This is a genomic window from Chitinophaga filiformis (genome assembly GCF_900102545.1).
Classification (GTDB): domain Bacteria; phylum Bacteroidota; class Bacteroidia; order Chitinophagales; family Chitinophagaceae; genus Chitinophaga; species Chitinophaga filiformis.
In genome coordinates this window covers 788,942-803,818 of the sequence record NZ_FNBN01000002.1, presented here as the reverse complement: position 1 = coordinate 803,818, position 14,877 = coordinate 788,942, and the positions used below count along the sequence as shown (strand labels likewise).

General features: G+C 43.9%; 11 protein-coding genes. 7 read left to right on the top strand and 4 right to left on the bottom strand.

All coding sequences use genetic code 11. The features are described from left to right. Positions 1–108 precede the first annotated feature (108 nt). Together BLR32_RS09725 and BLR32_RS09720 are read left to right on the top strand one after the other, a co-directional pair. Positions 109–2,457, top strand: a complete 2,349-nt coding sequence (locus BLR32_RS09725) for a hypothetical protein (RefSeq protein ID WP_143011417.1) — start codon at positions 109–111, stop codon at positions 2,455–2,457. Between the two features lie 117 nt (positions 2,458–2,574). Beyond that, on the top strand, positions 2,575–2,997 hold the full coding sequence (locus BLR32_RS09720; RefSeq protein ID WP_218124168.1) for a superoxide dismutase: 423 nt from the start codon (positions 2,575–2,577) through the stop codon (positions 2,995–2,997). Between the two features lie 202 nt (positions 2,998–3,199). On the opposite strand, the gene BLR32_RS09715 is transcribed toward BLR32_RS09720, so the two are convergent. From BLR32_RS09715 to BLR32_RS09695, 4 genes are all read right to left on the bottom strand, one after another. Next, complete coding sequence (locus BLR32_RS09715; RefSeq protein ID WP_089831070.1) at positions 3,200–3,577, bottom strand: DoxX family protein; 378 nt, start codon at positions 3,575–3,577, stop codon at positions 3,200–3,202. A 59-nt stretch (positions 3,578–3,636) separates the two neighbouring features. Next, a complete protein-coding gene (locus BLR32_RS09710) occupies positions 3,637–4,140 on the bottom strand; it encodes an SRPBCC family protein (protein ID WP_089831068.1) in 504 nt (167 codons plus the stop codon). After that, on the bottom strand, positions 4,137–4,457 hold the full coding sequence (locus BLR32_RS09705; protein WP_089831066.1) for an ArsR/SmtB family transcription factor: 321 nt from the start codon (positions 4,455–4,457) through the stop codon (positions 4,137–4,139). Before BLR32_RS09705 ends, BLR32_RS09710 begins: the two co-directional genes overlap by 4 nt. Positions 4,458–5,424: 967 nt before the next feature. Next, positions 5,425–6,396: a GntR family transcriptional regulator gene (locus BLR32_RS09695; protein WP_245705391.1), complete on the bottom strand. Its 972-nt coding sequence runs from the start codon at positions 6,394–6,396 to the stop codon at positions 5,425–5,427. Between the two features lie 698 nt (positions 6,397–7,094). Here BLR32_RS09695 and BLR32_RS09685 point away from each other — a divergent pair. The 5 genes from BLR32_RS09685 to BLR32_RS09665 all read left to right on the top strand — a co-directional run bounded on the left by BLR32_RS09685 (position 7,095) and on the right by BLR32_RS09665 (position 14,873). Next, positions 7,095–7,367, top strand: coding sequence for a hypothetical protein (locus BLR32_RS09685; protein WP_089831058.1), 273 nt, complete (start codon positions 7,095–7,097; stop codon positions 7,365–7,367). A 903-nt stretch (positions 7,368–8,270) separates the two neighbouring features. After that, entirely contained in the window at positions 8,271–10,130 is a 1,860-nt protein-coding gene (locus BLR32_RS09680; RefSeq protein ID WP_245705390.1) for a polysaccharide biosynthesis protein, read from the top strand. 137 nt (positions 10,131–10,267) lie between these two features. Beyond that, on the top strand, positions 10,268–11,062 hold the full coding sequence (locus BLR32_RS09675) for a polysaccharide biosynthesis/export family protein (protein ID WP_245705389.1): 795 nt from the start codon (positions 10,268–10,270) through the stop codon (positions 11,060–11,062). Positions 11,063–11,071: 9 nt separating this feature from the next. Further along, positions 11,072–13,465 carry a GumC family protein gene (locus BLR32_RS09670; protein WP_089831052.1) on the top strand — a complete coding sequence of 798 codons (2,394 nt, stop codon included), beginning with the start codon at positions 11,072–11,074 and terminating at the stop codon, positions 13,463–13,465. A gap of 52 nt (positions 13,466–13,517) precedes the next feature. Next, on the top strand, positions 13,518–14,873 hold the full coding sequence (locus BLR32_RS09665; RefSeq protein WP_089831050.1) for a nucleotide sugar dehydrogenase: 1,356 nt from the start codon (positions 13,518–13,520) through the stop codon (positions 14,871–14,873). Positions 14,874–14,877: the final 4 nt, after the last annotated feature.

Sequence of the window (14,877 nt, the reverse complement as noted above, 5' to 3'; positions counted from 1 at the left end):
CCCCAGAATATACTCTTATAAGTACCCCATTACGCATATCCCTTGCGTGATGCATAAGCATCTTTGTGCTGTAACCATATCGCAGTTAACCCTAAAAAAAATGTAACCATGGTATTTGCATCCATTTCAGACATGAAAGCGAATCAGGGTACTCATGACCCTACGGCAACCCTTCTCGGCTATTATACCGCCAGCGACGGCGGCGGCGGAGAATTTTACTGGGACAGCACTTCCCAGGACACAGAGAATTGTGGTACCATTATTAAAGAGACCAACACGTCAGTCGGACGATGGAAAAGAATCATTACGGACACTGTCAACGTCAGATGGTTTGGCGCCAAAGGTGATGACACCGATGACACTACACCCATTAGCAAATGTGCAAAATTTTGCCGTGACAATAATCGTAACATGTATTTTCCTGAAGGCACGTATTACACCGGTACAATCGATATTACCGGTATCTACAATGTGTCAGGCGCCAACATGAACACCCGCTTGCGCGGTATGCCAGGACAAGACATCCTTTACTGGAAGTCCCCGACGGAAACAGGTTTTGTGGATGCCCTGGATATACAGATCTGTAATTTCCAGCTAAAGCTCGACAGATCCACTGATGTACGTTTAATCAATGGCCGTACCAGGATAGGCCTGGGTGGAGAAATAGTAGGTAACGCAGCAATCTGCCTGCCTGGACAGGTTGGTGGTACTGCGAGGAACACCGGTCACTATTTTGATAACCTCAGTATCCAGCGTTTAGGCGATGACAAAGACGGTTATGGCGACTGCGGTATCTTTTATGCAGGTCCGGCTTACCGTATTAACTTCGGCAGTATTGTGGAGGTCCGCGGACTGGACTACGGCATTGTAGTAGGAACCTCGGAACTGGTAGCAGGTATGAAGCCGCTGAAGGCAGCGCCTCCCGGCACTGGTAGTACCACTATCCTCAACTGTGCCAACACCGGTCTTATATTCGCTAACGGTGAACAGGTGGCCCTGATCTTTGATCCGGCAGATGGCGCAGTTACCGGCCTTATACCCCGCACCCGGTATTTCATTGTAAACGCCACCACTACCAGCGTTCAGCTGGCGGCAACTTCAGGAGGAACAGCTATTAGCTTCTCAACTTCCAATCCGAACCTGTTCCTGGTGCCTGCAGGCGCAAATTGCATCGAGTATGCCTGTGATGAATGGGCGGCAGAGCACCTGATCACTGCGCTTAGCAGACGGGTAGGATTGAGTGTTCCCAACCTGGCGCAGAGTGTTTTCAATACCTTCGGCTGCCAGTCGTATAAAGTGGCTGTAAGAGTAATGGCCTTTCCTTCTGCTGTACGGTATGAGCCCCGCAGTGTGGAGTTCAGTGAAATGTATACAGAAGGCCCTTTGAACAGTGCAGTCGTAAACCAGGAATATGCACTGATAGAAGGTACCCAGATTCGTGTAGCTAATGGGCCTAAGTGTCAGAATGGTGGCAACGGACGTAACAATTTCATCACCATTAATACCAACTATTCAGATTTTGGTTTGATAGAAGTGGACGACGGTAACCGCGTTACAGTAAATGGTGATGGGAATACTATCCGCGCTGGTGTACAAAGTAAAGAGAACTTCATTGATGATTTCGGCGTGAACAACAGTATCCTGTTCATTAAGTCCTTTAACGGACTGGATGCGCCACGCGATATCACTTACCTGGCTAAATACTCCGTAAATAGGTCCTTGGGCGGTTACTGGCCTGACCATGTATTACAGGGTACACCTGAGATACCTTTCCAGAGTGAGAACGTATTGTTCCACCTGGCAGTGAATCAGCTTTTCTATAACAATCCTTCGCTTACTTATAAAACAGATGCCACACTGGATGTAAATGCCTATGTCAGCACAAGCACTGCTGTGCAGCTGGCAATCCGGAATCCTTTAGGTAGTGTTTCCAATACATTCTCCATTAACAGGTTCTTTCCTAAATCAAGATGGATATTGTATGCCAAGGTAAAAAGCCCTGATGTGACAAAGAATGTAACGATCGCATTTCAGCGGCTGGATGTTCCCGGAAGTTTTGGCGCTTCAAGAGTAGTAACCAATGTGGGAACAAGCTGGCAAACTATCAGCCTGTTGGTCGATCATAGTGGTGCGCCTGATGGTATGACGGGTCAGATCTATGTGACGCCAGCCAGCGGTGGTCTTGACCTGGCTTACTTTGTGGTGGTGCCTGCAACGATGCAAAGCCTGCGTACAGGTAGCTTTACGGCTACCGGAGATGGTAATGCAACTACGTTCACTATTCCGCATGGTATGGGACTGGCAGCAGCACCGTCTTATTTCCAGGTGAATGCCGCTTCAGCAAATGCGAAGAACATCAGTTATCTGACGGCGGATGCATCGGGTATTATTGTGCATTATGATACTGCGCCGGCGAATGGGGCAAACCTTGTGTTTACCTGGGCGGCGAGGATATAACGATGCCTGTTTTCTATAGCTGTTAAAATAAAGGGCTGGCCGGTAGTTTCGGTCAGCCCTTTAAGACTAATAGTCTGGATAGTAACCCAACTTCCCTCAAAACCGTATTTTCCCGCCATGAAATGGATCACCCGAGAACGGCCTAAAATAGATCGTCTTGCCTGTCCCTTCTTCTGGACAAACCTGACGAATAAAAAGACAGAGCCGAAAGGAGAGCTTTTAAAGCGGATTGAGAAGGATTTTGGCAGTTACGATAAACTGAAAACCTACCTGGCGAAAACATCCAAAGACGTGGATGGCAACGGCTGGGGGATACTGGGTTATCAGCCTTATAGCGACAAGCTCACTATCCTGCAATGTGAGAACCATGAAAAATTAACCCAATGGGGTGTCATACCATTATTGGTGATCGATGTATGGGAACATGCTTACTACCTGAAGTATAAAAATAAAAGAACAGATTTCGTGGATAATATGCTGCAGATCATTAATTGGGATGATGTGGCCGACAGGTTGAATACTGCCACGAAGTTAGTATAGTCATTTCCGGGGCAAACATGTGAAAATCAGCAGGGTAGAGGTGCGCAACACTTTGTAAACAGGATACGCTGATTGAGTATCTTTTTAGCTGGAAACAATACACAGGGGTGCCTTTGATGAAGACACCCCTGTTCTAATATTTAGCAGTCATCGTACTTAGTTATGACGGAATCATAACCGTGAAGCATGACAGCATTAGGACCTAACTTATCATCGGAAGATACTTCTCCCGGTTTTCGATAATCACCCAGATGAGTATTGCAGACAACGCAAGCGTGATAGGCATGCCGGAAGGTGCTACTGTGATAGTCGTCAGCACGATACCTACCATTACCGGTAAAATAATGAGGGCGCCCAGTGCTCTTGTTTTAGGAAAGATGAAAAGTATGCCGCCTACGATTTCTGCCACGCCGACAAGCGGCATCAGCCAGGTGATTTTCATGATAGCGCCCATTACTTCCATCATATTTGCAGGCATGTCTTTCGGAGGTGGCATGTAATTGAGGAATTTGTTCAATCCTGCATTGATGAACATCAGTCCAAACAACAGACTGACTACAAATAGAATTTTTTTCTTCATAGTGTTCTTTTTCGTGGATGTGGTTTTCTGTTTACGTGGTTAGGTAATCTAAATTTAACTTATTTTTTTAATGAAGGCAATAATTCGTCCAGTCCTTCCATTGCCATTGCCAATCCTTCCTTGAAGCCCATCTGAATAGTTGTTTCCAGCTGAGCCAGGTCTTCATAAGAAATGAGGATCTGCACCAGTGTAATTTGTCCTTTATCCGTAAAGGAGATCTCCCATTTTGACTGTGGCATCTGTTTATTCACGTTGCCTTCTGCATCAGCAAAAGCATCGAGTCCGGTAAATGATTTCTTCGGTTCAATCTTCTGGTAGTTAGCCAGTGCCCAGTGTTCTTCGCCTTCTGGGCCGACCATGGCATAGTGCCAGGATCCGCCTTCACGGAAGTCCATGGTTTTGGTTCTTGCTTTCCAGGGTTTTGGGGCCCACCACTGGTCAAGGAGTTCACTTTTAGTGTAGGCTTCCCATACTAAAGCAACTTCCGCATCAAATTCCCTTTTTACAGTGATGGTCTTGTTTTCCTTATCAACGGAAAAATCAAAGGCTAAGTTGACGTTCATTTTTTATCGTTTTTAAGCGTTAATAATATTTTATCGAGCTCGTTAAAACGGCTTTCCCATATTTTTCTGAACTGGTCAAGCCATTTGTCGATCTCCTGCATTTTGTCGCCGTTTAGCTGATAATAAATTTCCCTGCCAGATTGCGCCTGGGTTACCAGCTGGCATTCTGCCAATATGCGCAGGTGTTTGGATACTGCCTGCCGGGTGGTGTTAAAATGTTCTGCGATGGCATTGGGTGTCATTGCCTGCGATGCAATCAGTAGTATGATCGCCCTTCTGGTCGGATCCGCGATGGCTTGAAAAACATCTCTTCTCATGGGTCAAATAATTAGTTTTCGAAACCGTTCGGTTGCAAAGATATGCAAATAATCGGTTGCAGATGGTGACAGCATGTATTTTTTTGAATCTTGGAAAGTTTGGGGAGATAGGAGGGAGTCTTAATATACCAACCAGCAATCAACAGGAAAGACACAGCTACGCCTGCCTACTTTTGAAGTGGGAGCATTCATGTCAAAATAATCTGTGCTGGCAAATTGAAGAATATGCAGGAATTGCAGATAGAGTTCCCTGTTTTTGTGTAGGCTTTTTCCTGGAAGGGCCGCGTTTCACCGCCATAATGATCTGCCCATTCCGTTCATAGATGATGTAATGTTTGCCGAGAGTGCCCCGTACAAGCTGCATGAGAATATTGTCTTTAACAATGGCCATAAAAAGGTTTTTTGAGGTTATAAATAGCTTACTTGTCTTACCCGACTAAGATACCAATAATAATACTTATCGACATCACAATAGTATTTAGAGGTCACTTCAATATCCCATTGATATATAGGTACCCTTTAAATAACCCCTTGATATCATTTTAGCCTTCTAATGGTAAGCCGACTTCAGGCCGATAGTAAACCGACAGTAGGCCGACAGATAGCTATCAGAACGCTGCAGAAAGATTATTTATCTCGTGTAGTCTATCATTTTGATGTGCCTGGTAGTTCCGAATTCAAACCATTCGGTTGAGGAATATGATGCGAGGGGGGGAAATATAAAATTTCCCGGTTAGAGGATCTTAGTTAGCGCTAAACAGGGTGTTCTGAATATGTGGCAGCAAAGAGAGCAAGATGGTTCCATCTGATTCTCAATTGGAGTCTGATAATAGATTCGCTGATGCGGTTGAGTATGCGAAGAGTATTATCGCGGAGCCATTAAAGAAAGCAAATTACAAGGTAAGAAAAGGCAAGAGTGTTCATCATTCGGCTATTAAAGATTAGATGGAGCGTCATTAGAAATGCATTACAAAGAATTTCTTAAGATCAATTTAAATGGATTTTTTATCCGCTCCTGTTTCTTATCTGTAATCATTCTTGCAGCTGCGGCGCCCATCTGCTCATGATCTGTAGAGATGACTGTTATACCATCGAGCAGAATTTCTTTTAACAATGTTTCATTATACGATACAATGCCTACATCTTTTCCGATAGTAAGCTGCTCATTCCTGCAGATCTTTACAAGATTCACCAGATCTGTTTCCTCAATAATAATGTATGCCTGACCTTTACTGACTGGCGTATACATTTCTATGCCTTCAATAACCGAGAAATTAAAATCCTGCATACGACAAAAATACCGGAACCCTTTTTCGATCTCCATAGGGTAAGGCGTAATTCCCGGATTTACAAAGACAAGACTATCATACTTCTTCAACACTGGAAGTGCTTCATGCAATGCCTCGTAGATATCCTTCTCAAAATTCTGATATACTGTACCATAGTTGCCTGTTAGTTCCTGCAGGTCTTTATCCAGCAGGATTAATTGTTCCGAAGGTATCTTTCGTAATATCTCCAACACTTTCCCCGGTTGTTCGTAAAAGTGTGGCATGATCACGTAGTAATCATAATCTCCCAGATGATTATTGATAAGATTTTCGAACAGCGGAACACTATGATGGTGGATATGAAGATCTACAAATACATTATCTCCTAATGCTTTTACAAAGGAATTGTAAACCTGCTTTTTATAATTACTGATCTTGTTGAAGATTAATAGTATGCGAAGGGGAATGACTACATCTGTCCGGTTGATAAAGTATCCTTTACCTTTTACTGAGATAATGACCTTTTTATCCCGCAGTTCTTTATACGCCTTCTCGACTGTGCCACGCGAAAGCAAATACTGTTCACTCAGTTCATTGATAGAAGGGATCTGTTGATCGCGGGTCAGAATGCCATCGCGGACTGCCGCCATGATGGAATCTGCGATCTGCATATAAACGGGAATTTTGCTGCTGGTATCTATTTGCAAGCCTTTCATTACGGTAAAATAGCAAAGAAATCGGAATTATTGGATTTGACTTTACATATGCCATCATTGAAACAGCGTCCCGGTTTCGGCCGGGACGCTGTTTCTAACACCAAATCAGCAATAGCATGTTAATAAACACGTCTGACTTAAAACTGAAAGACAAGCCTCTGTCCAGCCTGATATTTGAAGGAGCGTGTGGCAGTATCGGAAATATCACCTTCAGACAACGGAACGGTAATACGATTGTCTGCCGGAAGAAGAGGAAATTGACGCCGGCAAAAAAGCAAACAGCGGCGAAAAACGGCAGGTGGAGGAATATTACTTTTATAAGTAAATCCGGGCAAAAAGCCTCTTTATGAAGCAAAAGGATCCGGGGAAAAACATTGCCGGTGCCCCCATATCATGATAGAGGCCCGGTTTTCGATAAACCGTTTATTAAAGTATTTATAATCATTTCTTTAAAAAAGAACCTTAAGCAGGACTCCTAATCAGATAATTCCTTTCCGTTGAAATGATTGACAGCAGCAACTGATTCTCAACTTTATGAATATAAAGTACTTCTCAAAGTAAAAATTAAATTAATGCAATAATAATATTATTTGTACTTTTGTAAAGTAGTTCGTGAACAAACTACCATCCCTTATCAGACTAATTAATTACCTATGAGTTACATTTTGTTGCAGGGCTCATCTTCCAACGTGGAGCGTATCGAATTGCATGATTGCCCTAAATGTAAACACGGTGTTCTTGAAGACAGGGTCCCCCGTGGTTTCTTTGTTAAATATGTGTTAGGTGTATTCCCTATCCGCAGATATATCTGCTATTCCTGTCTGAAGAAAAGTTATGTATGGCATAAACCGCAGAAAAAACAGGTGATCACAGAAGACGCTTTAACAGCTATCAGGCCAAAACCTGTGGCTATACCGGCACACTAACTGTGGAATAACGTTAAGACATATATTTTTTTGTAGTAAACTTTACCCGGTGCTTAAACGCTCCGGGTAATTTTTTTTTCAGATAGCCCCTGGTGTTTATACAAGCAATATTTTGAATTTGTTTATTTCTATATTCGTTAATCCCTTCTGTTTAAAGACAACGGATGAGCTAATCCCTTTTAAAATTTCAAAACAAACGCTCGTCAATAGTTGTTATCAAACGTGGTCTTGATAAAGAATTTGGCATTGCTGCTTTTTGGTATAGTGTTTGTTTCAACTGACTCACCGAATAACTTGAATAGCAAGCATTACTTTAAGGTCTGCTGGCAACACCTTTAGAGTACAAAGTCATAACCAATTAGTCAACTTAACTTGCATGCCATGGAGAACTCATTGCTCGTGTTAATACCATGTTCTTAATACTAAGAACCTATGTTCGGGTGGCATGCGTCGCCCCGATATGCCGTGTGTGTTGGATATATGTGATTCGTTGATACTGGCCGTTTAATGGTACGTAGAAATACGCAATATTAAAATAGGCATATTTGTTACTTCCGATTAATTGAAAGACCGCTATATGAATAAAAGCCCGGCTGTAAATAGTATGGAAGAATTGTATGAATTAATGTGTTTCTAATATTATAGAATAGAAATATTAGTGATAAAAACATGTGGTTAAACTCATCTATTAACTGGACAAAATTTAACATTATGTATTTATTTTGCACACAGGTTAGAACTTAAAACACTGTTACACAAACTGTTTGTAAGAGATTCCGAGTTATTGAAAAAAAAGTACTGATACAGTTTTAACCTTATCTAATTAAACCGATGACTAAGAGATCATGGATTACCCCATCCTGGCTGATTTTGTTATTAGACCTCGGGTGTTCGATTGTTGCAATGAGCTTGTCTTTTTTACTCAGGCTTAACTTTAACCTCGAAGACTTTGGTCGATACCCCATGCAGGATATTGTATTGGTTGTTGTGAGTGTGAATTTATTATTGTCGTTATTGTTTCGTACTTACACAGGCATTGTGAGGTATACGAGTATGGCTGATATAGGACGCATTTCATGTGTGAGCCTTGTCAGTGCTGTTATCTATTACTATATAAATGTTGCTGCCTTTACATACACGGCGGAGAACATGATCCCTTTATCCGTTATCACTATTAATTTCTTCATCAATACCTTCTTTCTGTTGTCTTACAGGCTCTTTGTAAAATGGGCTTTCCACTATTACAGCAGGTATGGTATCATCAATAAAACGAAGGCTGTTATATATAATGCAGGTCACTCCGGACTAATGGTGCGCAAGGCCATCAGCGAAGATCAGACAGGAAATATCCGCATCACGGGCTTCCTGGATGATAAACTCACCCGTGCGGGCAAACGATTAGATGGATTGCCCATTTTCGGCACCTCCAGAAGCACACTCGAAAGGCTGATGAGACAGGAGAAGGTAAAATTGCTCATCGTTGCTGAAGAAGCACCCGATGCGCAGGTACTCAATGACCTTGTCGATAATTGCATTGCTTTAAACATAAAAGTACAGAAAGTGTTGCCCGTTAATAAGTGGATCAATGCCGAATGGAGCCCTGCCAAACTGCAGGACATCCGGATTGAAGACCTGCTCGACAGATCTGTTATCAGCATCAATAATGAACAGGTTAGCCGTGAAGCAAAAGGGAAAGCAATCCTCGTTACAGGCGCAGCTGGTTCTATCGGGAGTGAACTCGTAAGACAGTTAGTGAAACTGGAACCTGCCGTACTTGTGATGTGCGATAAAGCAGAATCGCCTTTACATGAACTGGAGCTGGAAATAGGAGAGCTGGCGCCAGGCATACCCGTAGTGCCTTACATCGCAAATATCTGTGACCGCGTTCGTATGCAGCAGTTATTTGAGGTATATGAGCCTTCCATGGTGTATCATGCAGCTGCTTATAAACATGTGCCCATGATGGAAAAGAATCCGTCTGTAGCCGTGTTGAACAACGTAATGGGTACAAAGATGCTGGCGGAACTGGCAGTGGAATTTGGCGCAGAGAAATTTGTGATGGTCTCTACAGATAAAGCCGTAAACCCAACCAATATCATGGGCGCTTCCAAAAGAATAGCCGAGATATTTATACAGTCCTACAATAACCATGTTAACCGTCAATATAAAAAGTCAGGCCCCGTATATGGTATGCCGCCAACACGGTTTATCACTACGAGGTTCGGCAACGTATTAGGATCTAACGGATCCGTTATACCCCGATTTAAACAGCAGCTTGAAAAAGGAGGACCGCTTACTGTTACACATCCTGAAATCACCCGTTATTTCATGACCATCCCCGAAGCCTGTCAGCTGGTGCTGGAAGCAGGTGCTATGGGACAGGGTGGCGAGATATTTGTATTTGATATGGGACAACCGGTGAAAATAGCTGATCTGGCCAATAAGATGATCCGCATGAGTGGAAGAGAGCCCGGTAAAGATGTGCAGGTAGTGTTTACTGGATTACGTCCGGGGGAAAAGCTGTATGAAGAACTGTTGAACAATGCAGAAAATACACTCAGTACCTATCATGAGAAAATCATGATAGCCCGCGTTCGTGAATATGATTTTGTTGAGATGAATGAGCACATCGAAAAACTGATCGCTTCTGCCCAGAAGCATTACATCACCCCCACAGTAGTTCTCATGAAGCAACTGGTACCGGAATTTATCAGTAAAAATTCTGCATACGAACAACTGGACAAGGACAAAATAAAACTATAATAAACAATCAATACATGATTATCCGCATATCTAATGGTATGCCGGTAGTAGACCTTTTTTAAACAGTTAATTTTATAATGACGATTATTAACCGCGGGAGTCGCACTACAAAACCTGGAGTTTACCTGCTTTTGCTCATGGCAGGAGTAATGTCTCTATATTTTACATCTTGCTCTACACCGAAGAACATTGGTTATTTCAAGGATATTCCCGATTCAGTAAGAAAGACAGCCATTGATCAGGCTACCTTTTATACGCCAACTATCCAGCCCGATGATATTTTGCAGGTAAGCATACAAACACTCGATCCTTCCGCAACAGCGCTGCTGAATCAGCAGAATACAGCTACCTGGCCGGTAAACGGGAACCCGTTGGGTGCAGGCAGTACACCAGCATCTCCTGGTGGTGGTGCGTCTATCAGTGGCTACCTGGTAGACAAAGACGGATATGTCATGCTGCCACTGATCGGGAAGGTGTTCGTAAAAGGTAAAACTACTGACGCCGTACGTGACGAAGTCAGGACCAAAGCTGCAGAGTACTATAAAGATCCTGTCGTAAATGTCCGGTTCGTCAATTTTAAGATTACCGTACTGGGTGAGGTAACAAAACCGGCCTCTTATATCATGCCCAATGAAAAAGTATCCATACTCGATGCGCTTGGTATGGCGGGCGATCTTACCATCTACGGAAGGAGAGAGAATATCCTGCTGATAAGAGATGCAGGGAATAAGAAAGAGTTTGTACGGTTTAATATCAACGATAGCAAAATGTTCACTTCCCCCTATTTCTATTTACGTCAGGGAGATGTGGTATACGTAGAGCCTAACAAAGCGAAGATTGCGTCAACAGATGTTGCAAGAACAAGGAATTTCACAATCGCGGTGTCTCTGTTATCTCTTTTAGTTGTACTTGCAACCAGAATTAAATTATAATCCCATAATATGAGTGGTAGGAATCACATTAACGGTGCTGTAAATAACAAGATAGAAGCAGAGCTTTTACCAGACAACACGCTGGATGTACAAAACATTTTAGAAAAGCTCCGCAACAAGTGGTATTGGTTTGTAGTATGCCTGTTACTGACCGGTACATTGGCATGGGCATACCTGAGATACGCAACTCCCAGGTATAACATCAATGCAAAGATCCTGGTGAAAGACGACAAGAAAGGGGGCGATATCCAGGGGCAGGAAATACTGGATCAGCTCGAACTGTTCAGCACCAAAAGTAATGTCGACAATGAAGTGGAGATCCTCAAATCGAGATCTATCATTGAAAAGGTAGTAAGGGATCTGAAACTGAATGTTACCTATGTGGTAGAAGGCCGTTTTAAAAAAGCGGAAGTGATTGATGTACCTTTTACCGCTAACTGGGTATTCCTGAAAGATACCCTCAAGAATGTAAAATATACCCTCAAACCGATCGATGAAAAGAGGTTCATATTCAGGACCAAAGACAGTGAAAAGACAATGAGCTGGGGCGATACGATGACCCTCCCCGAAGGGGTGTTATGCATCTCCCGGAACAGGCAGGTCGAGCTCGTGGATGAGGAATATATCATCAACGTTACTTCATTTGATAATGCGGTAGCCGCCTTCCAGCAGAAGATCAACGTGGAAATACCCAATAAACAGGTAAGCGTGATCAACCTCGGTATAGAGGCTACCATACCCAGAAAGGGAGAGATCATCCTTAACAAGCTGATCGAAAAATACCTGCAGGCCAGCGTGGAAGATAAGAACAGGATAGTGGACAGCACCATCGCGTTCGTAGACAACCGCCTGGTACTGGTGAGCAGTGAACTGTCGGGCGTCGAAAAACAGATCCAGCAGTTCAAACAGGAGAACGACCTGGCAGATCTGCAGGAACAGGCCAAAGTACTGGTATCCGGTACGGAAGACCTTACCAAACAACTCACGGAACAGGAAGTTAGACTGAGCATCGTAGAGTCTATTGAACAGTATATCAAAGACCAGAACAACAGTAAACGCATTGTACCCTCTGCACTGGTAGTGCAGGATCCTACCTTCCTGGCTATTGTGGAGAAATATAACGGATTACAGCTGGACAGGCAGCGTAGCCTGATGACCACCACTGAATCCAATCCTTTTATAAAGAATTTAGATGAGCAACTGGTTTCCCTGAGGGCGGATCTGAGCGCTAATATCGCTTCCCTGAAAAGCGGTATCATAATCAGCATCAACCAGCTGAAAAATCGTATGGGAGGCATCAATAGCCAGATTAAACAGGTGCCGGGCAAGGAAAGGGTGTTCCTGGACTTTTCAAGGCAGCAGGCCGTAAAACAGGAGTTATACCTGTTCCTGCTGAAGAAAAGGGAGGAATCAGCCATTTCGAAGTCATCCAACCTGGCTATAGCAAGGATCATCGATCCGGCTAAGAGCGATGCTGCACCATTTGCTCCCAAGAAGCCCATGATCTACCTGTTTGCCCTGCTGGCAGGCGTGGCTATCCCTTCCATCGGTTTATACCTGAAAGAGCTCTTCAACCGCAGGGTGGGAAGCCGGGAAGATATTGTCAACAATACCCCTGTGCCTATCCTGGCTGAGGTAGGACACTCAGATCATAAAGAACTCGTAGTGGTAAGCAAAGGTTCTGTTGCGCCGGTGGTAGAGCAGTTCCGCGCTATCAGGACGAATCTGCAGTTTGTGCTGGGCGACAAGGGACAGGTTATCCTGCTTACCTCCAGTATGAGTGGCGAGGGAAAATCTTTTGTGGCAACCAACATCGCCTCTGTGCTGGCGCTTTCCGGTAAGTCGGTCGTGCTGATGGAAATGGACCTGCGTAAACCGAAGATTTCAGAGCAGATAGGATTGGTGAACCAGATAGGCTTCAGTACCTACGCGATCGGAAAGACCAGTTTAGAGGAAGTTATCAGGCCTTCCGGTTTCCATGAGAACTGTTACATCGTTTCTTCCGGTCCTATTCCTCCTAACCCCGCGGAGTTATTGCTGCTGCCTGCTACAGAGCGTTTGTTCCGCGAGTTGAGACAACGTTTTGATTACATCATTGTAGATACTGCCCCTGTGGGCCTTGTGACGGATGCTCAGCTGCTGGGACGTTTTGCAGATGCAACACTGTACCTGGTAAGACAGGGATACACCTTCAAGCAGCAACTGCTGCTCTCCAGGGATCTGCATCTCAATGGCAAACTGCCTAAGATCAATATCATTGTGAATGATGTGAAGATCGGTAGTGGTTATGGCTACGGCTATGGTTACGGATATGGCTACGGTTATGGCTATGGTTATTCGAATAATACACGGTCAACCAATGGCCTGATATCTAAAGTGAAACGCTCGCTTGCTAAAAAATAAGCGTATATGTCAACTGGAATTTTTTCTAAAAATCTTTTTTAATCTGTTTTTTATGAACAATGTGGTAGAAGAAATTAGCCAGCTCCAGATAGCTGCAGAAACGGACACCGAAATAGCACAACGCAGCATTGCCATAATAGGGTTAGGATACGTTGGACTGCCCCTGGCAATTGAGTTTGGGAAGCATTATAATGTAATGGGGTTTGACATCAACCAGGAACGTATTGCAGAGTTGAGTGACGGCAATGATCGCACGAAAGAAGCGGATATGGAAGAGCTGCTGGAAGCGATGCGCCTGAAGGAAAAAAGCGGGAAATCCCGCAAAGGATTGAGCTTTTCTTTTAACAGGGAAGAGCTCAGGGAGTACAATACATTCATCGTTACTGTTCCCACACCCATTGATCAGTTTAAAGCACCCGATCTGAAGCCATTGCTGAAGGCCTCAGAAATGATCGGCGCAGCCCTGAAACCGGGCGATATCGTCATCTATGAATCTACGGTATACCCCGGCTGTACAGAAGAAGATTGCGTGCCTGTACTGGAAAGAGTATCAGGCTTGAAGTTCAATAAAGATTTCTTTGTGGGATACTCTCCTGAAAGGATCAACCCCGGCGACAAGATCAATACCCTGACTAAAATAAAAAAGGTGACCAGCGGTTCTACGCCGGAGATCGCCACTGTTGTGGATGATCTCTATAGCTCCATCATTAAGGCGGGTACACATAAGGCGCCTAGCATCAAGGTGGCGGAAGCATCCAAGGCAATTGAGAATGCACAACGCGACGTGAATATCTCATTTGTCAATGAGCTGGCCCTCATCTTTGACAGGATTGGTATCGATACCAATGATGTTATCGAAGCAGCAGGTACCAAGTGGAATTTCCTGAAATATAAACCGGGATTAGTAGGTGGTCACTGTATAGGTGTAGACCCTTATTACCTGGCGCATAAAGCAGAATCACTGGGGTATCATCCACAGGTGATCTTGTCAGGAAGAAGGGTGAACGATATGATGGGAAAGTTTGTGGCCGATAAGGTCGTGAAACTGATGATCGAAAAAGATCATAAAATAAAAGGCTCCAAAGCGCTGATACTGGGTATCACCTTTAAGGAGAATTGTCCTGATGTGAGGAATACAAGAGTGGTGGACATCTACCATGAACTCGAGCAGTTCGGGCTGGATGTAGACATCTATGATCCATGGGCGAATGAAGAAGCGGTGTATCACGAATATGGTGTGGACATCATCAAACAGCTAAGCAATTCTGTTGTGTATGACGCCATCATCGTAGCGGTAGCCCACCAGGAATTCCTGGAGCTGGATTATCAGAAGATCATCCGGAATAACGGCGTCATTTTCGATACGAAAGCCTGTTTAAACAGGGATCTGGTGGATGCACGGTTGTAAAGCA

What these genes read in the sequence shown, in the direction of transcription:
- BLR32_RS09720 (WP_218124168.1), top strand. Translation starts at nt 2,575, where the DNA reads ATGAAATGGATCACCCGAGAACGGCCTAAAATAGATCGTCTTGCCTGT.
- BLR32_RS09665 (WP_089831050.1), top strand. Translation starts at nt 13,518, where the DNA reads ATGAACAATGTGGTAGAAGAAATTAGCCAGCTCCAGATAGCTGCAGAA.
- BLR32_RS09715 (WP_089831070.1), bottom strand. Translation starts at nt 3,577, where the DNA reads ATGAAGAAAAAAATTCTATTTGTAGTCAGTCTGTTGTTTGGACTGATG.
- BLR32_RS09695 (WP_245705391.1), bottom strand. Translation starts at nt 6,396, where the DNA reads ATGCAGATCGCAGATTCCATCATGGCGGCAGTCCGCGATGGCATTCTG.
- BLR32_RS09710 (WP_089831068.1), bottom strand. Translation starts at nt 4,140, where the DNA reads ATGAACGTCAACTTAGCCTTTGATTTTTCCGTTGATAAGGAAAACAAG.
- BLR32_RS09675 (WP_245705389.1), top strand. Translation starts at nt 10,268, where the DNA reads ATGGCAGGAGTAATGTCTCTATATTTTACATCTTGCTCTACACCGAAG.
- BLR32_RS09670 (WP_089831052.1), top strand. Translation starts at nt 11,072, where the DNA reads ATGAGTGGTAGGAATCACATTAACGGTGCTGTAAATAACAAGATAGAA.
- BLR32_RS09725 (WP_143011417.1), top strand. Translation starts at nt 109, where the DNA reads ATGGTATTTGCATCCATTTCAGACATGAAAGCGAATCAGGGTACTCAT.
- BLR32_RS09705 (WP_089831066.1), bottom strand. Translation starts at nt 4,457, where the DNA reads ATGAGAAGAGATGTTTTTCAAGCCATCGCGGATCCGACCAGAAGGGCG.
- BLR32_RS09685 (WP_089831058.1), top strand. Translation starts at nt 7,095, where the DNA reads ATGAGTTACATTTTGTTGCAGGGCTCATCTTCCAACGTGGAGCGTATC.
- BLR32_RS09680 (WP_245705390.1), top strand. Translation starts at nt 8,271, where the DNA reads ATGAGCTTGTCTTTTTTACTCAGGCTTAACTTTAACCTCGAAGACTTT.